This window comes from Arthrobacter sp. M4 (genome assembly GCF_020251205.1).
Taxonomy (GTDB): Bacteria; Actinomycetota; Actinomycetes; order Actinomycetales; family Micrococcaceae; genus Arthrobacter.
This window is the reverse complement of the sequence record NZ_JAIWYX010000027.1, coordinates 1-21,045: the sequence shown is the minus strand read 5'-3', so window position 1 is coordinate 21,045 and position 21,045 is coordinate 1. Positions and strand designations below refer to the sequence as shown.

Sequence of the window (21,045 nt, the reverse complement as noted above, 5' to 3'; positions counted from 1 at the left end):
CCCAGCCGTCCAAGGGGGCGGCTCCGATGGCCGCCATATGGAATCCGAGGCTAGGAAGCCTCGGGAGGACCAGAGAAGGGCGCGCCCGCCAGGGCTGCGGTACGTCGAGTCATTGCAACTACCCCCAATGGTCGTGGCAAAGCGTCAGAGACAGCAGACAGACTAGAGGTTGCGGTTCCGGCGCGCCAGCTTTTTTCCGCATTTGCGGTACTCGTTTTTGCTTCGGGCACTACTTGTTTTTCTTGTCCGGGTACTTGCTTTCCGCAGGAGTACTTGGGCCCTCATCCATCGCGCCTTGGAGTTTGGGTACAGCCCGTACCCCTAAACGTGCCTCAAAGGGGCCTCGACTTTACACAAACTCGGCTCAGATCAGCCTGCCTGCGGGACCCTGAGCGTTCCGGCCTCGTGGCTCGCGGCCAATTCGGAAAGCGTCTTTACCAGCAGCCGGCGCTCCACCACCTTGATGCGCTCGTGCAGGGTTTCCTCGCTGTCGTTGTCCTCCACGGTCACGGCTTCCTGCGCAATGATGGGGCCGGTGTCTACGCCTGCATCGGCCCAGTGCACCGTGCAGCCTGTGACTTTGACGCCGTACGCAATGGCGTCGCGGACTCCGTGGGCGCCCGGGAAGGACGGGAGCAAGGCGGGGTGGGTGTTGAGGTACCGGCCACCGAAGGTGTCGATGAACTGAGGACTGACGATCCGCATGAATCCTGAGGAGACCACCACGTCCGGAGCGTACGCGGCAACTTTCGCAGTGAGGGCTGCGTCCCATTCAGCCCGTGTCGGGAAGGAATTAAAGTTCACCACGAAGGTCTCCAGGCCAGCTTCATCCGAGCGCTCAATGCCGTAAGTTCCCTCGCGATCGGCCCCGACTGCCGCGATCTCCACATCCAACTCCCCCGACTTTACGGCGTCGATGACTGCCTGGAGGTTGGAACCGGTACCTGAAACGAGGACAACAATGCGCATTGCTCTAGCTTATGGGCGGCTCGCGTAGGCTGGGAAACATGAATCCCGATGGCAGCCCGCAGCCTATTCCGCACCATTCCAGGCCATCGGCTGAGTCGGCATTAGCAGCCACGCAGACCCTCTTCCGCACATTTGTGCTAACCGTCCTGGGTTCGTTCTTCGTCTACACGCTCAATGTCGAATACCTGTGGCTGAGCGCAATCCTCACCGTTGCCAGCATCGTTCTGGGTGTAGTGGTGCTGGTCCGCACAGTGCAGTACAAGCAATCCAGGCTGGTGCTTTTCGGGACTATTTCCGGGCTGGTGGTGTGCGCTGTTATGTGCTTGCTGCTGCTTGTCACGGCGGCGTTCTTCAACCAGTTCCGTGACTATCAATCCTGCGCCCGCCCTGCCCTCACCGAACAGGCCCGGTCCGAATGCCAGCAGCGGCTTATGGATACGCTGCCGTCGGGGCTCCGCTAGTCCCCAAGCCGCGAGGCCCTAAGCGGGCCACGGCTGAGGTGAAACCCGCTGCTTAGGCGCGGTCGCCGTCGTACTCTAGGGCGTCGAGGTCCGCTTCCCGCAGCTTCTGCCGGTGTTCCAGCCATGGCCCGGCCGCGTAGCCTACGACGACGCCGACGGCCACCTCGCCTGCCACCCACACGCCCGTCCACAGTGGGTCAGGCCCGATGTCGGTCAGGCGGCCAATACCTGCCGAACCCCGGGTCAGCCACGCGAGTCCAGCCGCCAAGGCACCGGACACCACGCCGATCAGTGATCCCAGCACCAGCGTGGAGACGGTGGCCGTGAACCAGCGGGCCTTGACCTTGATGGAGAGCCACTCGTCGAAGTGGTTTTCGCCTTCGCGCAGGAACCACCAACCGGCAAGGATTCCAGCGAGGACCGCCAGGCCCAAAGCCGCCGGCGCAAAATCGAGCGAACCCGCGGGAAGGGCGCCGAATACCGGGATGGCGGGCAGCGGCCCCACGGCTGTGTCCAACGGACCTGCGTGGGAGCCAACACCGAGGGAAATACCCGCGCCGGATGACCACGCCAGGGCGTAAATCACCAAGTTGGGCATGTAGCCCAGCTGGGCGATGGTCAACGCTGCGCCGCCCACCGCCCCCGCGGCGAGGCCTTCGTACACCTCTATGACCTGGGTCCAATGAATAAGGAGATCCGCCGTGAGCAGGAGGGCGGAGCCCGTTAGCGCGGCCATCAGCGCAACGAATCCAGCCTTTGCGGCCGAGCCGAAGTAGGAGCCGGCCCACCGCGAGTGCTGGCTGGTCCTTGCGATCCAATCCACGGCGTCGACGCCGATCAAGCGGCTCCAGGAGCCGGACTCACGTCGGGCGCCCACCACCATTCCCAGTCCAAACGGGATAAGCGGGATGAGCATCGCCGCCCACAGATTGATGCCGACGTCGGCAGTGCGGCAGATGAAACCAGTGGCGCCGGCGAAAGCCAGGTACACCCCCCAGGATCCCAACAGGGCCTGCCAAAGCTGGTCTGTATAGGACGCCCGGGCCAACCGCCGCCCTGCGCGCCAAGCCAGGCTGAAGGGGATCAGCGTCAATCCCAACGGGGTTAGGGACAGGAAGCCGGAACCAGTCTGGCTTGCTGCTGCCGGCGCAACTCCGGAAAGCTGAAGGGGAACCCCATGGATCAACAGCCACGCCTGGCCGCCGAGGCGGGCCAGCGCATCGATATTCCGGTTCTGGAAACCGTTTGTTGCCCACACCACGATGATGGGGAGAAGTACAACGACGGCGGAGATAATCGCGGCTTGTGCGGATTCGAGGGCCCCCTGGAGCCACAACGGCATCGGTAGTCCGCGGTTTCCAGTTTGATCAGCACGCAGTTTCATCGTGATCCATCGTGCCACGACGGCCGTCCCGGGGCCTTTGGGCACGCTGGTTCCGGCTCTGATGGCTGCTCTTTTCGTAAAAGGCAGACGTAAAATTGGATTGTTCACATGAGTGGATGGAGGGCAGTGATGACTACCGCGGCTCCACATGCACGTGGTGTTCACTTTGGTCGTAGAGACGTCCAGAACATCGGCATGGGGGTAGGTATTCTGATGTTGTTGGTGGGTGTCCTTGGATTCATTCCAGGCATCACCTTGCAGTACGGGGATTTGAAGTTCCTGGGACCTGATTCGCACGCAATGTTCCTTAGCCTGTTCCAGGTATCCATGCTGCTCAACATTGTGCAGCTGGTTATTGGCGCAGTGGGCTGGACGATGTCCCGCTCGGGCATCGGGGCGCGCAATTTCCTGTGGGGCTTCGGCGCCTTGTACATCGTGCTCGGCATTTACGGATTGAGTGTCGGAGTGGGGTCGGCGGCCAATTTCCTGTCGCTAAACGCCCTCGACAACTGGACATTCATGGTGCTGGGTGTGCTGATGATCGCTGCCGGCTGGATGTTCTCACGGCATCTGGCCGATGACAGGAAATAGACCCGGAAACAAAACCCGGGACCAGGAGCCGCCAATGAGTTGCGCAAAGTAGCACAATCTGAATAGTTCGTACAGCCGGTTGGTGCAGCTGCAGCTGCACCAACCCTCATTTTTTGCAAGCCAAGGGGGTGGCAACCACATGGGCAAAGCGTCTGAAGAATTCGAGCGCCGGATGGAAAGGGCCGCGGAACTCCGCGCAGCCGGCCATGTCCCAACAGACCCGGAGGAACGAAAGGCGGCTGATGCTGCCGAGGCATTAAGGCAAAGGCGCAGCAAAGTGAGTCCGGCGGCGCGAGCTGATTACCTTATCCGTGACGCGATGGCGCGTGGCGAGTTCGACAACCTCAAATACGCCGGCAAGCCGATTCCCGGGCTCGGGCAGGGCAACGATCCCGACTGGTGGATCAAGCAGCTCATCGAACGCGAACACTTGACGGGACTTGGCCCGCAGGCGATTCTCCTGCGCACCGAAGACGCAGAACTCGATGGCAAGCTGGACGATCTCTTCAGTGAGAAGCAGGTTCGGGACACAGTAGAAGACTTCAACCGCCGAGTGATCGAGGCGAGGCGGCAGCTCCTGGGCGGGCCCCCGGTCATCACCAAAACCAGGGATGCCGCCGTCGAGGTTCAACGCTGGAAGGAGCGCCGTGAAGCCAAAGCGGCGGCTGCCGCGGCCGAGAGCCCGGAGCCCGCACCGGAACACAAAAAGCGAACTTTGCTGAAGAAATTCAAGATACTCAAGAAAAATCATTGACTGGCTAAAAATCTTCACTATAGTTATGTGAGTCAGGTCACCAAGTGAAAGATCAGCCAATGACCACCGAGAACGCCATCCAGGCACCCGCGGACACCGGCGCACTGCTGGCCACCGTGGGCAACAAAGTCCGCGCCATGCGCAAGGAAAAGGGGATGACCCTCGCGGACCTCTCGGACATCACCGGCCTCAGCCAGGCGATCGTCAGCCAGATCGAACGCGGTCTGGCCAACCCTTCCTTCACAACCCTGGCCCAGCTGGCCCACGGACTGGACATCCCGGTGGGGAAATTCTTCATCGGCCAGGAAGGTGCCAAGTCCCCCGTGGTTCGCAGGTCCGAACGGCGCAACCTCAAGGGCGTCACCCGGGAGTCCGTCGGCGCGGCAGTTCACGAACTGCTGACCCCCGGACTCAACGGCGCCATAGAAGCCCAGTGGATACTGACGCCGCCCGGGCATGACACCAGCGCCACCCCCTTCCGCCATAGCGGCGAGGAATTCTGTTTCATCGTCTCGGGGCGTAAAGACGTCTACCTCGACGGCGTCTGCCACAGCCTCGAAGAAGGCGACTCCATCACCTACTCCTCAGAGATCCCCCACTGGTACAAAAACAGCTACGAAGAGCCATGCGTAGCAATCTGGGTCAACGTCCCCCACGCCTGGTAACACTGCCGCTGGTGACACCAGCACAGGTGGCCGTACCAAAGGTAGCCCTACCCCAGGTAGCCCTACCTCGCATGGCGGCGTGACCCGGTCACACTCCAATGTTCCGCATCCCCCATGGGGACGCGTTATACCCTCTTGCGCCCTGAGCGCTCTAGGTAAGGACACCACCATGATCGACAATGCCGTCGAAACCGTATCTTCTCCGTCCCGACAACTCTCCCCCACGGTCCGCAAGGGTCTGCTGGGCCTAGGCCTTGGCAACGCCCTTGAGTGGTACGACTGGATGGTCTTCGGCCTCCTGTCGGCCTTCATCGGCCCCAATTTCTTCCCGAACAGTGATCCCCTCTCGGCAACACTGAACACTTTGGCGGTTTTCGCCGTCGGGTTCGCTTTCCGTCCGCTGGGCGGCATCATGCTCGGCACTGTGGCGGACAAGATCGGCCGCCGCCGCGTCATGCTGTTGTCCATCATGATGATGGCGGTCACCACGCTCATCATCGCCATCACTCCGGGCTATTCGCAGATCGGTCCCTGGGCCGGCGTCATCCTGGTGGCGTGCCGGATCATCCAAGGAATTTCCACGGGCATCGAGGCTCCCCTTTCCACCTCCCACGCCGTAGAGTTGGCCCCCGCCGGCCGCGAAGGCATGGTAGCCGGGCTGATGTCCTTCTACGTGAACCTCGGCATCCTGCTTGCTTCCCTGGTCAGTTTCCTCAGCAGCTTGGCCATCGGCGGCGCTGCCATGGGCGTGTGGGGATGGCGTGTGCCGTTCATCATCGGTGCGATCTTCGGTTTTGTGGTGGTGTACCTTCGCCGTGCACTGCCGGAAACCATGCGCCCTGAGGAACTCGCCGCCAACAGCACTGGCTCTGTGTGGAGCGGCGTGGGCAAGCATTGGATCAGCGTCCTGGCCATCGTCTTCGTGGTGGGGGCGGCCCAGGCTTACAACTACGCGTGGAATGTCGGCCTGCCGAGTGCCGCACGCACCAACTTCAAAGAGGACCCGACGGCGGTCTTCGCCTTGACGACGGCCCTCGGCGTCGTGATGGTTGTAGGCAGCTGGGTCGTGGGCAAGCTGACGGACGGCAAATCCATGTCCCGTTGGTTCCTGATCACCCGCATCCTGGCAATCCCGTCAGTGTTCCTCATGCTGATGTACGTCCAGCCAGGCATCGGAGGATTCGCAGCCGTGCTCTTGGGCGGATCCGTGGTCCTGGTGATCAACATGACCCTTTACAACGTGATCAGCACGTCCCTCATGCCCAAGTCTTTCCGAGGCGCCGGTGTTGCGCTCGGTTACGGCATTGGCGTCGCCATCTTCGGCGGCACCGCCTCCTACCTGCTGGTCTGGTTCCAGTCCATGCACGCTGACTGGATCTTCCCGGTCTACGTGGCAGTGCTGTCCATCCTCAGCGTTGTCTTCTACCTGCTCGCCCGCCGCGTCAACGGCATCTTCGTCGGAAAGTAAGGACGTCCCCATGAACACACAGGATCTGCGCGTTACCAGCGCCGACCTCAAGGCCCCCGTCGTCAATCGCTCCCAAGTGCTGGTGGTGGGTGGTGGCCCCGCAGGCGTGGCAGCCGCCGTCACCGCAGCCCGTTCGGGCGCCTCCGTCACGCTGCTGGAACGCTATAACTCCTTGGGCGGCTTGGCCTCCGGCGGCATGGTCCTGGTGCTGGATGACATGATCAACGGCCAGGAAATCACGGTCACCGGCATCGTGTCCGAGTACGTCGAGCGGCTGCAAAAGCTGGGCCTTGCAGTCGTCCCGCCCGCCGAGGACCGCAAGACGTCAACCGAGCTGTGGAACAAGTGGGGCCGCTTTGGCACCTTCGATTTCCACTCGCACACCAACCCGAAGCCCATCTGCTACGCCGCAGCATTCGACCCCGACGGTTGGAAGCGGGTTTCCAACGACCTCGTCCGTGAAGCCGGCGTCACCCTCCGCCTGCACTCCTGGTTCTCCCGCCCGATCGTGGACAACGGCGTCATGAAGGGTGTGATCTGCGAAACCAAGTCCGGTCCGCAGGCCTACCTGGCGGACATCGTCATCGACACCACCGGGGACATCGACGTCGCCTCCCGTGCCGGTGCCAGCTACATCCAGGACAGCTACATCACCACGCTGGTGTTCCGTTTGGGCGGTGTGGACACCGCCGAGGCGGAGCGCTTCGAGCAGGAAAACCCCAAGGAAGCCCGCGCCATCAACCGCAAGATCAAGCGGCTGCTCGGTGGGGCCTGGGAACTGTGGTGGCTCAAGACACCCATCGACGGCGTGGTGTGGTGCAACGCCCCGCACATGAGCGGTTTCAACGGTGTGGACCCAGCCGACCTGACGGCCGCCGAATTCGCCGCCCGAGACCGCATCACCGAGGCCGTGGCCCACGTCAAGGAACACCTGCCCGGGTTCGCCAACGCCTACATGTTGGACGTCGCCCCGCAGATGGGCGTTCGCCAGACCCGCCTCCTGGAAGGCGAGTACGTGATGACCAAGGAAGACGTCACCAGCCGTCGGCACTTCGCAGATTCCGTTGCCCGCGGCCGCGACTACTACTACCCGTACCGTTCGCTGCTGCCCAAGGAAGTGGACCAGCTCCTCGTGGCTGGCCGACACTATTCCGCCACCCCGGAGGCCCAGAAGATGTCCCGAGAGATCCCGCCGTGCATGGCGATGGGTCAGGCCGTGGGTGTGGCTGCGGGCCTAGCCATCCAGGAGAACGTCCTGGTGCGTGATGTTCCCGCCGCGGACATCCAGGCTGGCATGCGCCGACACAACGCCGACCCGGGCGATATCCCCTCGGCGAACGCCACGATCGACGCCGGCGAGCTGGTGACGGCATGAGCACCGTCGTTGAGACCCGGGCAACGGCAGAAGTAACGCAACCGGAAGGTACGACGGCGGTACGCGCCGCCGGGAGTACCGTCACCGAGGCTGTGGCGCCCAAGGCTCCTGCCGTCGTCGGGCATTCACTCACCGCACCCGACCCTGCGGACTCTCACGCCGCGGCGGCCACTGCCACGCCCCTTCCGCTGGCAGGGATCAAAGTGGTGGACTTCACCCAGGTGTTTATGGGTCCGTCCTGCACGCAGCTGCTGGGCGACTACGGCGCCGACGTCATCAAAGTGGAGCGGCCGGGCGCCGGGGACATTTCCCGCAACTCGTTCCCGGATCCGGATGGCCAGGACAATCCGATCTTCCTTTCCATCAACCGCAACAAGCGCGGCATCAGCGTAGACACGCGGACCGAGGATGGCAAGGCTGTGCTTCGAAGGCTCCTGCGTGACGCGGACGTCGTGGTCAGCAACTTCCGCTCGGGAGTAATGGAGCGGATGGGCTTCGGCTACGAGGAGCTCAAGAAGGACAACCCAGGCATCATCTGGGCTTCCGGCACGGGCTTCGGGCCTGAAGGTCCTTACTCGCACAAGGGCGGGCAGGATGCGATCGCACAGGCATACTCCGGTGTGATGTGGCGTCGCGACTCGGACGAGCATCCGCCCTCGATTTACCCCACAACGCTGTGCGACTACACCACGGGCATGCACCTTATGCAGGGCATCCTGTTGGCCCTCCGCACCCGTGACTTGTCCGGCGTCGGGCAAAAGGTGGAGGTGACCATGTACGACTCCATGCTGCACATGCAGATGCAGGAAGCGTGCATGCAGCTCAACCGCGGCTACGAGGTCAACTGGGGGGCAATGCCCCTGAGTGGCGTGTTCGAAACCACTGACGGTGCAGTGTGCATGGTAGGCGGTTTCACGGCTGATCCGTTGCTGCACATTAGCCGCGCCCTCGGCTTGGACGAGGACCTCACCGAGCGGCCGGAGTTCGCCACGCTGGAGAAGCAGTTCGAGAATAAGCCGGCCCTGCAGGCAATCTTCCGCGAGCGCATCGCAACCAACACCACGGAGTACTGGACCCAGCGGCTTGAGGACGAGGGCCTCCTCAACGCCCCCGTGCACACCCTGGAACAGACGTTGGCCGACGAGCAGACGCACGTCAACAACATGGTGGTGGAGGCCGAGCATCCTACTGCCGGCACGGTGAAAATGCTGAACGCACCCATCCGGCTGTCTGCGACGCCGGCGTCCATCCGCCGCACTGCGCCCCGGCTGGGAGAGCACAACGTTGAGGTGCTGCAGGAGAACGGCTTCGACGACGACGTCATCGCCCGGCTGCTGGATCTGGGGGTCCTGCGGTGAGCGGCGTCGTCGACCAGATAAAGGCCGTCACTGACGAGGTCAGTTTCACCATCGACGACCGTGGCGTCGCAACAGTTGTGATCAACCGGCCCAAGGTGCTCAACGCCGTCGACGGTTCTACGCACTCCCGCCTCAACCAGATCTGGGAGCAGCTGGAACAAGACCGCCGGGTCCGTGCCGTTGTGGTCACGGGGGCCGGTTCCAAGGCGTTCTGCGTGGGAGCGGACATGTCCGCGAACGCCGTGGAGAAAACCGGGCTGGAGTACTGGGCCGAATTGGACCCCAACGGTTTCGGTGGGCTGAGCCTCCGTACCACCCTGGACGTGCCGGTGATCGCCAAGGTCAACGGCTATGCGCTGGGCGGAGGAATGGAGATCGCGCTCGGGGCGGATATCGTGGTGGCTGCCGAGCACGCCAAGTTCGGGCTGACCGAACCTCGTGTTGGGCGTTTGGCGCTCGACGGCGGCATTCACCAGTTGGTGCGCCGCATCCCCTACACGCAGGCGATGTCACTCCTACTCACTGGTCGCAAAGCCGATGCCGCCGAGATGCAGGCAATGGGCCTGGTCAACGAGGTGGTTCCCGCGGAGGAGCTGGGTGCTGCGGTGGATCGCTGGCTCGACCAGATCCTGGCGTGTGCCCCTACGTCGGTGAGGGCCGTCAAGCAGATGGTCACCCGGACGTCGCACCTAAGCGCCACAGAGGCCCGGGGGCTGCGGCTCCCGGCGTTGATGGACGCCCTGGACAGCAAGGATTCGGCCGAAGGTGTGCTCGCATTCCAGGAGAAGCGTTCTCCCATTTGGCCCGGAGAATGACCCTCCCCCACAAGACCCTGAAAGGAACACCCATGCGGGAAACCCTTGAACCCGGTGTGTGGGGCGTCGTAGCTACGCCCTTCGCCGGGAGCACGCAGGACGTCGATACTGACAGCCTGGCCGCCCTCGTTGAGCATTACGAGGCCATTGGCGCCGTCGGTCTGACGGTACTGGGAGTCTTCGGTGAAGCTGCTTCCTTGGCGCCCGAAGAGCGGGCTTTGGTTCTGGAGACCGTGGTGGAGTCCACGTCCCTGCCTCTTGTTGTGGGCATCACCGCACTGGCGACGCGGCCGGCGCTGGAGGAGATCCGGGCCGCTCGGGCGGTTGCCGGGGATCGGATCGCGGCCTTTATGGTGCAGGTCAATTCGCCCAACCCGGACATCGTCACGGGACACCTGCACGCCATTCACAGCGCGACGGCAAACGAAAGCGAGCATTCGGACGGCGGGGTGAAGATGGTCCTGCAGGACTACCCCGTTGCCAGTGGTGTCTCCATCAGTACAGCTGCGCTGGCCAACGTTGTGCAGCGGAGCGACTTTGTGGTCGCCGTAAAAGCCGAGGCCCCGCCGACGTCACTGGCGATCACGGAGCTGAGTGCCGCCGTCGACATTTCAGTATTTGGTGGCTTGGGCGGGCAGTGCCTGCTGGACGAACTCGCCGCTGGCGCCGCGGGCGCCATGACGGGTTTCTCGTTCCCCGAGGCACTCGTGGCCTGCGTTTGTGCCTGGCGGGAAAGCGGTTATGACGCCGCCCGCAACGCTTTGCAGCCGTTCCTTCCGCTGATCAACTTCGAGCAGCAGGCACGCATCGCTTTGGCCGTCCGCAAGGAACTGCTCCGGGAGCGCGGCTTCCTGGCCGACTCGGCAGTCCGGGCACCGGCCGCATCCTTCCCGTCCGTGCTGCGGGATAGCCTGCGGACGCACTTGGCCGAGGCTGAGACTGCACTCGAATCACTGGCTGTTAGGAGTCATTGATGGATCTGGGTATCTCTGGCAAGACAGCCCTCATTGCCGCTTCCACGGGCGGATTGGGACTCGCCGCCGCCCGTGCACTCGCGGCGGAAGGGGTTTCCGTGGCCATTACCGGCCGACGGCGGGATCGCGCCGAAGCGATCGCTGCTGAGCTTCGCGCGGCGGGCGGTTCGGCGGTCGCCATTGCAGCGGACCTAAACACGCCGGAAGGCATCTCGACCGCTGTCGACCGAACTGAAAACGAAATTGGCCCGGTGGACATCGCAGTCCTCAACGGACCCGGCCCCAAGCCCGGAGCAGCTGCCGGACTTGGCGCCGACGACATTGCGGCAGCGTTCGAACTGCTGGTGAAGCCGCACCATGCCCTCGTTTCACGGGTACTGCCCGGCATGCGGGAACGCCGCTGGGGTCGGGTGTTGGCTATTGGCTCGTCGGGCGTGACGGCTCCGCTGCCCAACCTTGCGGTGTCCAACACAGGCAGGGCGGCGCTGGCCGGCTACCTGAAGACGCTCGCTGCCGAGGTCGCCCTCGACTCGGTCACTGTGAATCTCCTACTGCCGGGCCGGATCGCCACCGATCGTGTGGCGGAACTGGACGCTGCCGCGGCCAAACGCCGCGGCGTCACCATCGAGGACATCCAGCTTGAGTCCCGCAAGACCATTCCCGCCCGCCGTTACGGCAGTCCGGAGGAATTCGGCGCTGCCGCTGCCTTCCTCTGCAGCGCCCCGGCGTCGTACATCACCGGCGTCGCCCTCAGGTGCGACGGCGGCCTCATCCGCAGCCTTTAGGCTCACCTTCCCGTTAGGATCACCATGACTTCAACTGCTTTGGACACCACTGCGGAAGCCATCGGCGAAACGCCGACCGCCCAACACCTCATCAACGGTCAATGGCTTGGCGACGCCGACACGCCTCGATGGAATCCGGCCCGCCCCGGCGAACTTGCCGCCTATTCCCCCGCTGGGAGCGCCGTTGAGGTGGATGCCGCTGTGACCGCTGCCGTCGAGGCCCAGCCAGCTTGGGCCTCCCTGCCGGCCCCGGCGCGTGGAGCCATTCTCATCAAGGCAGGAACGCTGCTGGAGGAACGCGCGGAGGCAGTGGCTGAGGATCTGGTGCGCGAGGAGGGCAAAACACTTGCCGAGGCTCGTGGCGAGGTCAGGCGCGCCATCGATGTGTTGCGCTTCTTCGGATCGCTGGGTTGGGCTTCTTCGGGCGAAGTATTGCCGAGCGGCCTCGCGGATACTGTGGTTACTACGCGCCGCGAACCCCTAGGGGTGTTTGGGCTCATCACGCCGTGGAACTTTCCCATCGCGATTCCTGCCTGGAAGGCCGCGCCAGCGCTGATCTCCGGGAACGCCGTGGTGCTGAAGCCTGCCGAACTGACGCCGTTGTCCGCCACGCACCTGGCCCGGGCGCTGCACGACGCCGGGCTGCCCGCTGGTGTGTTCAACGTGGTGCATGGGAAGGGCCGGGTAGTGGGCGAGGCGCTCGCGCGTGACGCCCGTGTTGCGGGGCTTTCCTTTACAGGTTCCACGTTTGTTGGGCGCCAACTGCAGGAAATCCTCAATGCCCGCCACGCCCGTGTGCAGCTGGAGATGGGCGGTAAGAACGGCGTGCTGGTCCTTGATGACGCCGACCCCCGGAAGGCTGCACAGGTTGTTGCCGCCGGCGCGTTTGGGCTGACAGGCCAGGCATGCACCGCGACGTCCCGCGTTTATGTGACCCCCGGAATTCGCTCCGCTTTCCTGGAGGCGCTCGTGGCCGAGGCCGCTTTGTACGTTCCGGGTGATGGGCTTGAAGGCGGCCGCATCGGCGCCGTGGTGAGCTCCGCCCAGTTCCAGCAGGACGCGGCCGCGGTGCGATCCGCCGTCGAGCGCGGCGCCTCGCTGCTTCACGGAAAGCACGACGCCGACCCGTCCGGCGGGCTGTTCTTCGCGCCGGCCGTGCTAGCTGATTTACCGTTTGACGATCCGGCCGTTGTGGAGGAGATTTTCGGGCCGGTTGTTGCCGTCCTGGAGGTTCCCGACTACGAGGCGGGCCTGGCCGCGATCAACGACTCACGCTACGGGCTCACTGCGGGGATTTGCACCGACAGCCTTGCTTCCGCCACGGACTTCGCAGCGCGGGTCCAGGCAGGCATCGTCAAGGTGAACCGTCCAACAGCAGGGCTGGACTTGAACGTGCCGTTTGGCGGAGTCAAGGATTCGTCCACGAATACATTCCGCGAGCAGGGCCGTACCGCCGTGGACTTCTACACGTGGGGCAAAACGGTGTATACGGGCATCTGAGCCGCGACGCGCATTCGTCCCTGAGCCCGCGACGCGCGTTTGTCCCTGAGCCGCTATTTCGCTGTTGAGCGACCACAAAACAGCGGCTCAGGGACCTCGATGTCCGCAGCCTGGATTGATCCACCGGGGTCTAGAGTCTTAGTCTTCCGGGACGAACATGTGGTTGGGCCGGATGGAATGCGCCTCCAGCTCCGGATCGCTCAATACTTCAGCAATCAGGGCTACTGAACCGCCGAGGAAGACCGAGCGAGCATAGATGTCATTTGCAACACACCAAGCTCCATCAAGAGGTAGCCAGTTGACAGGCAGCCTTCCGGAAGGGTGGTCTTCGACAGATTCCAGAGCCAGTTCAAGCGGCCCTCGGAACACATGTAGTTCCCTGCCTAGGCCGTTCACGATTGTGGGAGAGGTTCGAATTTCACTTCTGAGGTCGCTATATCCTTCCCAAACCATAAACAGGCACTCAACTGACGGCTTCGCTCCGCTGGATAGCCTGGAAACCAGCCGCTCAGCAACTGCGGTATCAACGGAACCGGTCTCGGGTTCGTAGAACTGATTCGGGTTTGGGTCGCACGCCACAACAACATCGCCCCACTGGGTGGCGCTATTAACTGCCAGCTGATCGCTAGCAATCTGCGACCACCGCAAACGACCACCATCTGGGGTCCTCACCGGATTCAGGATTCGGGCGTAGGCCGCGTACACGGGAGGTACAAGACTGGCCAGCGATCCCCTGGGATTCCCGAGAGTTTGCCGGATGAACCAATCGATGCGCAACGCCGTTTCCTTTTCCAGGCAATCCGTCAAGGACCCAAGTCTCCTGTCATTTTCGTTTTCACCGAATTCTAGCCAGTAGACGAGCTGCGCTCAGACCTCCGAGCCATGCTCCGACTCCTAGTTGGGAGCCGCTTTCCATCGATCGGACAATCCCCAAACAAACCTCTGGACTCCTGAGCCAGAGGGAATAAGACTGTCTACACGAGCTGGCAGTGAGCCACAGCAACATGGGGGTGGAGCTTGGCAGCTCCGCAACGACGCGTTCCGTGCGGGCCGTCCTATTCGTGTCCGCCGCGTCGGTGCCGTTTCACTCGCCGCCGTCGTGAAAGGAACCCGTGATGCTCGACATCGCAGCCTATCTACCCATCATTGCCGCAATAGTCGGCGTCGCGGTCGTAGTGGGAGTCATTTGGACGCTCACCAAAGCGATGTGGAAAGTTGCCGAGCCGAATGAGGCACTCATCATTTCGGGCCTCACGCGTGCAACGCTTGAAAACACAGATGGCATGGACTTCAAGATTGTCACCGGCAAAGGCGCGCTGGTTGTCCCAGGCTTGCAAACTGTCCGGCCTCTCGCCCTGACGCTCAACGAAACCGAACTCAAGGTTAACTGCGTGACGTCGCAGGGTATCCAAGTGGTCGTGGAAGGCGTGGTCATTTATAAGATTGGCGACTCGCCAGCGTTTATCGCCAATGCCGCGCGGCGCTTCCTCGGCCAACAGCCAAAAATGCAAAGCCAAGTCTACAACGTCTTCGAAGGCCACCTGCGCTCCATTATCGGCAGCATGACCGTTGAAGAGATTATCCGTGAGCGAGACAAATTGGCATCACAGGTCCGCGGCGCAAGCGGCGTCGAAATGGAAAAGCTCGGCCTGGTGGTGGATTCGCTACAGATCAAGGACCTACAAGACCCCACCGGGTACATCCAAAACCTAGCCAAGCCCCACATCGCCCAAGTCAAGATGGAGGCCCGAATCGCCGAGGCTACGCGCAACCGCGAAGCTTCCGAGAAGGAAGCAGAAGCCGCGGCCCTCATCGCCGACGCGCAAAGCAGCTCGATGATCAAACAGTCTGCTGCCCAGGCCAAGGCCGAGCAGGCCCGGGCCAATGCTGCCCAGGCTGGCCCGCTCGCCGACGCGACCGCACGACAGCAGGTGGTGGTACAGGAAACTGAAGTCGCCAAGCTGGAGGCGGCGCGTGAGGAACAGAAGCTCCAGACAACCATCCGTAAGCCGGCCGACGCCAAAGCCTATGCGCAGAGGACCGAAGCCGAGGCGCAGAAGTCTGCCGACATCAGCGCAGCTGAAGCACGGGCCCGCCGCACTGAACTGGAAGCCCAGGCAAACGCGCGGCGGGTGGAGGTCGAGGCCCAGGCGAGTGCCTCCGCCGCGGCCGCGATGGCTGGGGCCACGCGGGTGACCGGTGAGGCCGAAGCTGCGGCGACGAAGGCGCGCGGTGATGCGGCGGCGTCGGCCATTAAGGCCAAAGCACTCGCTGAGGCAGAGGGCATCAAGGCACGCGGTGAAGCACTCGAGACCAACCAGGACGCTGTCATCTCCCAGCAGCTAGCGGAAAATATGCCAGCAATTGTGCAGGCAGCCGCCGAGCCGTTCTCGCACGTTGGCAACCTGACGGTGCTGAATGGCGGCGAGGGGCTGAACAACATGGTTGGAGGCATTATGGCGCAGGTGGGCCAGTACCTGCCGGCATTGTCGAACGCACTGAAGAATGGAAAGACGCCCGTGCAGAGGCAGCAGCAGCCGCCTAGCACGCCGAAGCAGTAGCCGATGCATAGGAACGTTGATACGAGCCTCACTGGCAGGATCGGCCGCGTCACCGGCCGGATCGGTCCGGGGACTATTGGCGAAGTAATGCTGCCGTACCGGGGCGGGACTAGCGCATTCCACGCCTACCCCTACGACAAAGTGAGCGAATACGCCGTCGGGGAAAAGGTCATGGTGATCTATTTCGAACCCCCGCAAACGGTATTCGTGGAAGAATTGCCGGACGTGCTGAGGGAGGAATAGTCGTGGCGAAGTTCTTTGATGTCCATCCGGAAGACCCGCAGCCTCGTGCGATCCGCCAGATTGTGGATTTACTGCACGACGGCGGACTGGTTGCCTATCCGACTGACTCCGGTTACGCGCTGGGCGCCCAAATTGGGAACCGGCAGGCGCTCGACCGGATTAGGACAATCCGGCAACTGGACGACAAGCACCACTTCACATTGGTCTGTAAGGATTTCGCCCAACTGGGCCAATTCGTCCAGGTCGACAATGACATTTTCCGGGCCATCAAGGCTGTAACTCCCGGCAGTTACACGTTCATCCTCCCCGCCACAAAGGAAGTCCCCCGCCGGCTCCTTCATCCCAAGAAGAAAACCGTAGGCGTCCGCATTCCTGACCACCGCTTCGTCCAAGTACTGCTGTCTGAACTGGGTGAGCCGTTGCTGTCCAGCACATTGCTGTTGCCTGGTCAGGAGGAGCCACTGACGCAGGGTTGGGAAATCAAAGAGGAATTGGATCACGCCGTGGACGCGGTGATCGAGTCCGGTGACACTGCTGCGGAGCCGACGACGGTCATCGACTTTTCGAGCGGCGAGGCCGAAGTGGTGCGGCGCGGCAAGGGAGATCCGTCGCGGTTTGAATAGCCTTCCTCGCGTACGTGTTGCAGGGGTTTCATGGGTGGGCAGTCTCATTCACAAGCCGCTGGACATGTGTTACGAGGTCGTCAAAGCATGTATTGACATCGCCCAGATCCGAGGCCAACGTAAGTGGCGAAACATTAGTCATTGGTCTTGATAAACGTATCCTCAACCGCTAACAGACCAGACGGTACGGTGCTGGGGGCGCCCGCGATCAGCAGAATCGCAGGTTGCCATGCCTTGGCAAAGTCCCCGCCAACAGCAATTGGATCACCGACGTGATTCCGTCCAAGACGCCAGGCGCAGAGTTGCCGTGAGCCTCGCACTGGCTCTCACCGCTGGATGGCTCATCAATTACGGTGGCGTGGCGGCCCAGGCGAGCCGCATTGGCCACACTTCCGGGTCCACAAAGTCAGTTCTCCAGTTCAATGAACAAGTCGCCCCGCTCCCGGTGGGATCCCCTGAACTCTGGAAGTTCCTACGGATCACCGCGCCGCTTGGTGGCAGATAGGAAAAAGCCCATTGATGCCCGAAAAGTTTTTGGCAGACTGGCTACATGACCGCTGTTCTGCTGGCTTGGGATCCGGCGCGCTGGAGTGAGTGGAACCCCAGTTACCCCGAGGCCGTGGTGGAACTCGCCCGCACAGGCGTCTTCCGCCGTCGTTGGGTCGTCTCCGAAGGCGACGGCACATCGCTAGGGCAGGACGCTTGGCTCATTCTTAGAGGCAGTGCCAGCGGCCTGATAGGGCATGGAGTCGTCACCTCAGTGCCGTACGAGGCCCGCGAAACCAATGACAGGGGAACCAACGAACCAAAGCTCTTTGTGGACGTAGACTTCGACGCCCTTCTTAACGTCGGCGACCAAATCCCGTTGAGGGAGCTAGTTGAACGGGCATCAAACACGAACTGGTCCGAATCCACTTCTGTTCAGAGAGTTGCAAGCACCGACGAAGCGTCAGTCCGCGCCGTCTGGGCTGAGTACGCGCCCGTGGACGAGAACGATCCCATCCTCCCCTCCCCCGGATCGTTCCCAGCAGACGCGCTCACGAGAGTGACCATGAACCGCTATGAACGCGACAGCCACGCTCGAAGGCTCTGCCTGGCGCATTACGGCACATCGTGTGCAGCCTGTGGATTCTCTTTCGAAGAAACCTACGGACAAGCCGGCGAAGGATTCATTCACATCCATCACGTGGTCCCCATGAACCAATTAGGGCCGAGATATGAACTCGATCCAATTAGGGACCTGATTCCACTCTGCCCAAATTGCCACTACATGGCCCACCGTCGGCAAGTTCCCTACACTCTTTCGGAGCTTCGCCACATGATGCGGCACGCCGGCCACATCGGCGGCACGGTTGTCTCCGATGCCCAACTGGCCATGGAGGAAGACGCCCGGCGGATCCTCGAAGGATAGAAGCCGAACCACAAGGCGGATCATCGCCGGAAAGCCGCCCACCGCCGTCGGGCGCTCACGGGAAGTTACTCGCCTCGGCAAGTTATCCCGCGAGTTAACCCAACCTTCCCCAACACGAAACCCACATTCCGCCGGCCTGTTAGCAGAGACGAACACCGTTGAAGTGTGAGGATCGCAATCGTCGCCGAATCATTTCTGCCGCTCATGAACGGAGTCACGCACTCCATCCTTCGGGTTCTGGAGCATCTGCAGGAAAGGGGCGACGAGGTGATGGTGATTGCGCCGTCGACGTCGGACACTGAGGTCCCTGACGTCGTGAACGGGGCATTTGTTCACCGACTCCCCGCAGTGCCTTTGGCGGGCTACACGAATGTGCGGGTGGCAATGGGCGGTGTGAACCGGGTCAAGAGAATCCTTGCCGAGTACGCACCGGATGTTGTGCACCTTGCGTCGCCATTTGTCCTGGGTTGGCGGGCTGTTCAGGCGGCGCACCAGCTCGGCATTCCCACGGTGGCCATCTACCAGACCGAGGTCCCCAGTTACGCCGCGCGGTACGGTGTGCCGTTCCTGGAGAACTGGGCCTGGAACCGGGTGGACAACATCCACGTCCTGGCCTCCCGCACATTGGCTCCGTCCACGTTCGCGCTGAATCAGTTGCGCGGCCGCGGAATCCTCCGCGTGGACATGTGGCGGCGCGGTGTGGATACCGCACGCTTCAACCCCTCTAAGCGTTCTGAGGCATGGCGCAAGGAAATCGCTCCGAAGAACCAGCGCATCATCGGCTATGTCGGCCGGCTCGCCATCGAAAAACAGGTTGAGGACCTGACTGCGATCGCGGACATACCAGGCACCAAGCTCGTGATCGTCGGCGACGGTCCGCAGCGGGCGGCCCTTCAAGCCGCCCTTCCGCGAGCTACCTTCACAGGTTTCCTTGGAGGCGAAGACCTGGCCCGCGCCGTCGCGTCCTTCGACCTGTTTGTCCATCCCGGCGAATTCGAGACCTTCTGCCAGACCATCCAGGAGGCCATGGCCTCCGGCGTTCCGGTGGTCGCTACCGGCCGCGGCGGCCCCCTGGACCTCGTAGAGAATTCGCGGACGGGTTGGCTCTATAAACCCGGGGATTTAGCCGAGCTCCGCGCTTACGTCCAGGACCTGACGGGCGACGACGCCAAGCGCCGCGCGTTCGGGTCGGCAGCTCTGGCGTCAGTTCAGGGCCGTACCTGGCCCGCCCTGTGCGCGGACCTCGTACGGCACTACACGGAAGTTATTCACGAACACTCGATGGTGAGGAACTCAGCATGAACATCTCAGTCATTGGTTGCGGCTACTTGGGCGCAGTCCACGCCGCCACGCTTGCTTCGATGGGCCACAACGTGGTGGGCATCGACGTCGACACCGCCAAAACCTCCCGGCTCAACCAGGGCACGCCGCCCTTCCACGAGCCCGGCCTGGACGAGTTGCTCCGTGACGGCCTGGAAACCGGACGGCTGCATTTCACCACTGACTTCGCCGAAGCGGCAGACGCGGAAGTTCACTTCCTCTGCGTCGGAACGCCCCAGTCCAAGACCGGCGACTCCGCGGACCTGTCTCACCTCATCTCCGCGACGCGCAGCCTCCTGCCCCATCTCGCGGAAGGGGCCACCGTCGTCGGCAAGTCCACGGTCCCGGTGGGGACCGTGGAAATGCTCCGCGGCGTTCTCACGCGCAGGCCCGACGTCCTGGTCGGCTGGAACCCGGAATTCCTCCGGCAGGGCACCGCTGTGAAGGACTCTCTGGTTCCGGATCGTCTGGTTTACGGCGTGCCGGGCGGAAAGGACTCCGCCGCCGGGTCCGCTGTGACGGAAGTGCTCGACGGCGTCTACCAGCCGCTGATCTCCGCGGGCATCCCCCGGCTGGTGGTCAATTTCGCGACGGCGGAACTCATCAAGTCGGCGTCGAACGCCTTCCTCGCCACGAAAGTCAGCTTCATCAACGCGATGGCCGAACTGTGCGACGCCGCCGGCGCGGACGTGTCGGAGCTGAGCGAGGCGATGGGCCTCGACCCACGTATCGGTAACCGGTACCTGCACGCAGGCCTGGGTTTCGGCGGTGGCTGCCTGCCGAAGGACATCCGGTCCTTCCGTGCACAAGCCCGGACACTGGATGTGTCCTCGGTGGACGAATGGATGGGTTTGGTGGATTCCATCAACATCGACCAGCGCACCCGGACCGTCCAGGTAGCCCGCGAGTTGTGCCGCGGCTTCCTGTCGGGCCGCACCGTCACCATCCTGGGTGCCGCCTTCAAACCGGACACGGATGACATCCGCGACTCCCCTGCCCTGGACGTTGCGCTTCGCCTGGCAGCGGCCGGTGCGCACGTGACCGTCACCGACCCTAAGGCCATCAACAACGCGTGGATGCGCTACCCCCAATTGCGTTTCGAGACGTCCACCACACGGGCGCTGGAGGGCGCCGAACTCGTCCTGCTGCTGACCGAGTGGAACGAATACCGGACCTTGTCCCCCGCCGTCGCCGGTGAAAAGGTACGACGCCGGGTGGTGCTGGACGCGCGGAACGTCCTGGACGCCGCGGCCTGGCGAGCAGAAGGCTGGACGGTTCGTGGCTTGGGCACCGGTGCTACGTCGCCCTCAGTGGAGAGCGCCTTGCCAGCGGTCAAGGGGTCAGCCTCTGCGACTTGTCGGCGCTGAGGCGTACCCTAACGACGCTGAGTTTGCCGGGCGTACACTGAGATCAGGCCGACGACGGGTCGCGCGGAATCATCACTTGATCCGCTGCATCAAGCCCGCCGCCGGCTTTTGATTTGCCCTTGCTGGTTTAGCGGTAGTCACCGTTGATGACCTTCACACCGCCGGTGGGTGCCCAGGACGGAATGAAGTTCGGGGCGGCTCCGTTGGTGATGTCCCAGTTACCGTCACCGCGGGCGAACGCCACCGGGATGGTCGCCCAGCCAGGCGTCTGCCGCACCAACGCGATATCGGTGAGGCCGTTGTCATTGAAGTCCCCGGTCACGATCCGCACCCCCGGCGTGGGCGCCCAACTGGGGATGAAGTTCGGTGCCGCACCATTGGTGATCTGCCACGTCCCGTCGCCCTGCGCGAACGCGATGGG

At 62.9% G+C, this 21,045-nt stretch carries 22 protein-coding genes; 18 read left to right on the top strand and 4 right to left on the bottom strand.

Annotation, left to right across the window (positions count from 1 at the left end):
- Positions 1 to 369: 369 nt before the first annotated feature.
- The gene (gene purN, locus LD110_RS22480; protein ID WP_225502167.1) at positions 370 to 969 is read right to left on the bottom strand and encodes a phosphoribosylglycinamide formyltransferase; all 600 of its coding nucleotides are present in this window, start codon (positions 967 to 969) and stop codon (positions 370 to 372) included.
- 38 nt (positions 970 to 1,007) lie between these two features.
- Here purN and LD110_RS22475 point away from each other — a divergent pair, with 38 nt between their 5' ends.
- A complete protein-coding gene (locus LD110_RS22475) occupies positions 1,008 to 1,430 on the top strand; it encodes a hypothetical protein (RefSeq protein ID WP_225502166.1) in 423 nt (140 codons plus the stop codon).
- Between the two features lie 52 nt (positions 1,431 to 1,482).
- Here LD110_RS22475 and LD110_RS22470 read toward each other — a convergent pair whose 3' ends face one another.
- The gene (locus LD110_RS22470) at positions 1,483 to 2,814 is read right to left on the bottom strand and encodes a DUF6350 family protein (RefSeq protein ID WP_225502165.1); all 1,332 of its coding nucleotides are present in this window, start codon (positions 2,812 to 2,814) and stop codon (positions 1,483 to 1,485) included.
- 195 nt (positions 2,815 to 3,009) lie between these two features.
- On the opposite strand from LD110_RS22470, the gene LD110_RS22465 reads away from it, so the two are divergent.
- From LD110_RS22465 to LD110_RS22420, 10 genes are all read left to right on the top strand, one after another.
- Positions 3,010 to 3,405 (top strand): DUF4383 domain-containing protein, encoded by a 396-nt coding sequence (locus LD110_RS22465; RefSeq protein ID WP_263855458.1) that lies wholly within the window; start codon positions 3,010 to 3,012, stop codon positions 3,403 to 3,405.
- Positions 3,406 to 3,544: 139 nt separating this feature from the next.
- Positions 3,545 to 4,159 (top strand): DUF1992 domain-containing protein, encoded by a 615-nt coding sequence (locus LD110_RS22460; protein WP_225502163.1) that lies wholly within the window; start codon positions 3,545 to 3,547, stop codon positions 4,157 to 4,159.
- 59 nt (positions 4,160 to 4,218) lie between these two features.
- Complete coding sequence (locus LD110_RS22455; protein ID WP_225502162.1) at positions 4,219 to 4,824, top strand: helix-turn-helix domain-containing protein; 606 nt, start codon at positions 4,219 to 4,221, stop codon at positions 4,822 to 4,824.
- A 169-nt stretch (positions 4,825 to 4,993) separates the two neighbouring features.
- Positions 4,994 to 6,292 carry an MFS transporter gene (locus LD110_RS22450; RefSeq protein WP_225502161.1) on the top strand — a complete coding sequence of 433 codons (1,299 nt, stop codon included), beginning with the start codon at positions 4,994 to 4,996 and terminating at the stop codon, positions 6,290 to 6,292.
- A gap of 10 nt (positions 6,293 to 6,302) precedes the next feature.
- Entirely contained in the window at positions 6,303 to 7,667 is a 1,365-nt protein-coding gene (locus tag LD110_RS22445) for an FAD-dependent oxidoreductase (RefSeq protein WP_225502160.1), read from the top strand.
- A complete protein-coding gene (locus tag LD110_RS22440; protein WP_225502159.1) occupies positions 7,664 to 9,025 on the top strand; it encodes a CaiB/BaiF CoA-transferase family protein in 1,362 nt (453 codons plus the stop codon). Before LD110_RS22445 ends, LD110_RS22440 begins: the two co-directional genes overlap by 4 nt.
- A 17-nt stretch (positions 9,026 to 9,042) precedes the next feature.
- On the top strand, positions 9,043 to 9,840 hold the full coding sequence (locus tag LD110_RS22435; protein ID WP_374200382.1) for an enoyl-CoA hydratase-related protein: 798 nt from the start codon (positions 9,043 to 9,045) through the stop codon (positions 9,838 to 9,840).
- A 32-nt stretch (positions 9,841 to 9,872) separates the two neighbouring features.
- The gene (locus LD110_RS22430) at positions 9,873 to 10,814 is read left to right on the top strand and encodes a dihydrodipicolinate synthase family protein (RefSeq protein WP_225502157.1); all 942 of its coding nucleotides are present in this window, start codon (positions 9,873 to 9,875) and stop codon (positions 10,812 to 10,814) included.
- The gene (locus LD110_RS22425; RefSeq protein ID WP_225502156.1) at positions 10,814 to 11,599 is read left to right on the top strand and encodes an SDR family oxidoreductase; all 786 of its coding nucleotides are present in this window, start codon (positions 10,814 to 10,816) and stop codon (positions 11,597 to 11,599) included. The genes LD110_RS22430 and LD110_RS22425 overlap by 1 nt, the downstream gene beginning before the upstream one ends.
- Positions 11,600 to 11,623: 24 nt before the next feature.
- Positions 11,624 to 13,099: an aldehyde dehydrogenase family protein gene (locus LD110_RS22420; RefSeq protein ID WP_225502155.1), complete on the top strand. Its 1,476-nt coding sequence runs from the start codon at positions 11,624 to 11,626 to the stop codon at positions 13,097 to 13,099.
- Positions 13,100 to 13,237: 138 nt separating this feature from the next.
- Here LD110_RS22420 and LD110_RS22415 read toward each other — a convergent pair whose 3' ends face one another.
- Entirely contained in the window at positions 13,238 to 13,906 is a 669-nt protein-coding gene (locus LD110_RS22415) for a hypothetical protein (protein ID WP_225502154.1), read from the bottom strand.
- Positions 13,907 to 14,214: 308 nt separating this feature from the next.
- Between LD110_RS22415 and LD110_RS22410 the strand changes: the two genes are divergently transcribed.
- The 7 genes from LD110_RS22410 to LD110_RS22380 all read left to right on the top strand — a co-directional run bounded on the left by LD110_RS22410 (position 14,215) and on the right by LD110_RS22380 (position 20,624).
- The gene (locus tag LD110_RS22410) at positions 14,215 to 15,660 is read left to right on the top strand and encodes a flotillin family protein (protein ID WP_225502153.1); all 1,446 of its coding nucleotides are present in this window, start codon (positions 14,215 to 14,217) and stop codon (positions 15,658 to 15,660) included.
- Positions 15,661 to 15,663: 3 nt separating this feature from the next.
- Positions 15,664 to 15,903 carry a hypothetical protein gene (locus tag LD110_RS22405; protein WP_225502152.1) on the top strand — a complete coding sequence of 80 codons (240 nt, stop codon included), beginning with the start codon at positions 15,664 to 15,666 and terminating at the stop codon, positions 15,901 to 15,903.
- A 2-nt stretch (positions 15,904 to 15,905) separates the two neighbouring features.
- Positions 15,906 to 16,526: an L-threonylcarbamoyladenylate synthase gene (locus LD110_RS22400; RefSeq protein WP_225502151.1), complete on the top strand. Its 621-nt coding sequence runs from the start codon at positions 15,906 to 15,908 to the stop codon at positions 16,524 to 16,526.
- A 307-nt stretch (positions 16,527 to 16,833) separates the two neighbouring features.
- Entirely contained in the window at positions 16,834 to 17,031 is a 198-nt protein-coding gene (locus tag LD110_RS22395) for a hypothetical protein (protein WP_225502150.1), read from the top strand.
- A gap of 45 nt (positions 17,032 to 17,076) precedes the next feature.
- Positions 17,077 to 17,937, top strand: coding sequence for an HNH endonuclease (locus LD110_RS22390; protein ID WP_225502149.1), 861 nt, complete (start codon positions 17,077 to 17,079; stop codon positions 17,935 to 17,937).
- A 165-nt stretch (positions 17,938 to 18,102) separates the two neighbouring features.
- The gene (locus LD110_RS22385) at positions 18,103 to 19,239 is read left to right on the top strand and encodes a glycosyltransferase family 1 protein (protein WP_225502148.1); all 1,137 of its coding nucleotides are present in this window, start codon (positions 18,103 to 18,105) and stop codon (positions 19,237 to 19,239) included.
- Entirely contained in the window at positions 19,236 to 20,624 is a 1,389-nt protein-coding gene (locus LD110_RS22380; protein ID WP_225502147.1) for a UDP-glucose/GDP-mannose dehydrogenase family protein, read from the top strand. The genes LD110_RS22385 and LD110_RS22380 overlap by 4 nt, the downstream gene beginning before the upstream one ends.
- A 127-nt stretch (positions 20,625 to 20,751) precedes the next feature.
- On the opposite strand, the gene LD110_RS22375 is transcribed toward LD110_RS22380, so the two are convergent.
- A partial coding sequence (locus LD110_RS22375) for a hypothetical protein (protein ID WP_225502146.1) occupies positions 20,752 to 21,045 on the bottom strand: 294 nt, incomplete at its 5' end.

What these genes read in the sequence shown, in the direction of transcription:
- LD110_RS22470 (WP_225502165.1), bottom strand. Translation starts at nt 2,814, where the DNA reads ATGAAACTGCGTGCTGATCAAACTGGAAACCGCGGACTACCGATGCCG.
- purN (WP_225502167.1), bottom strand. Translation starts at nt 969, where the DNA reads ATGCGCATTGTTGTCCTCGTTTCAGGTACCGGTTCCAACCTCCAGGCA.
- LD110_RS22390 (WP_225502149.1), top strand. Translation starts at nt 17,077, where the DNA reads ATGACCGCTGTTCTGCTGGCTTGGGATCCGGCGCGCTGGAGTGAGTGG.
- LD110_RS22430 (WP_225502157.1), top strand. Translation starts at nt 9,873, where the DNA reads ATGCGGGAAACCCTTGAACCCGGTGTGTGGGGCGTCGTAGCTACGCCC.
- LD110_RS22380 (WP_225502147.1), top strand. Translation starts at nt 19,236, where the DNA reads ATGAACATCTCAGTCATTGGTTGCGGCTACTTGGGCGCAGTCCACGCC.
- LD110_RS22445 (WP_225502160.1), top strand. Translation starts at nt 6,303, where the DNA reads ATGAACACACAGGATCTGCGCGTTACCAGCGCCGACCTCAAGGCCCCC.
- LD110_RS22465 (WP_263855458.1), top strand. Translation starts at nt 3,010, where the DNA reads ATGGGGGTAGGTATTCTGATGTTGTTGGTGGGTGTCCTTGGATTCATT.
- LD110_RS22410 (WP_225502153.1), top strand. Translation starts at nt 14,215, where the DNA reads ATGCTCGACATCGCAGCCTATCTACCCATCATTGCCGCAATAGTCGGC.
- LD110_RS22440 (WP_225502159.1), top strand. Translation starts at nt 7,664, where the DNA reads ATGAGCACCGTCGTTGAGACCCGGGCAACGGCAGAAGTAACGCAACCG.
- LD110_RS22425 (WP_225502156.1), top strand. Translation starts at nt 10,814, where the DNA reads ATGGATCTGGGTATCTCTGGCAAGACAGCCCTCATTGCCGCTTCCACG.
- LD110_RS22460 (WP_225502163.1), top strand. Translation starts at nt 3,545, where the DNA reads ATGGGCAAAGCGTCTGAAGAATTCGAGCGCCGGATGGAAAGGGCCGCG.
- LD110_RS22405 (WP_225502152.1), top strand. Translation starts at nt 15,664, where the DNA reads ATGCATAGGAACGTTGATACGAGCCTCACTGGCAGGATCGGCCGCGTC.
- LD110_RS22475 (WP_225502166.1), top strand. Translation starts at nt 1,008, where the DNA reads ATGAATCCCGATGGCAGCCCGCAGCCTATTCCGCACCATTCCAGGCCA.
- LD110_RS22455 (WP_225502162.1), top strand. Translation starts at nt 4,219, where the DNA reads ATGACCACCGAGAACGCCATCCAGGCACCCGCGGACACCGGCGCACTG.
- LD110_RS22420 (WP_225502155.1), top strand. Translation starts at nt 11,624, where the DNA reads ATGACTTCAACTGCTTTGGACACCACTGCGGAAGCCATCGGCGAAACG.
- LD110_RS22450 (WP_225502161.1), top strand. Translation starts at nt 4,994, where the DNA reads ATGATCGACAATGCCGTCGAAACCGTATCTTCTCCGTCCCGACAACTC.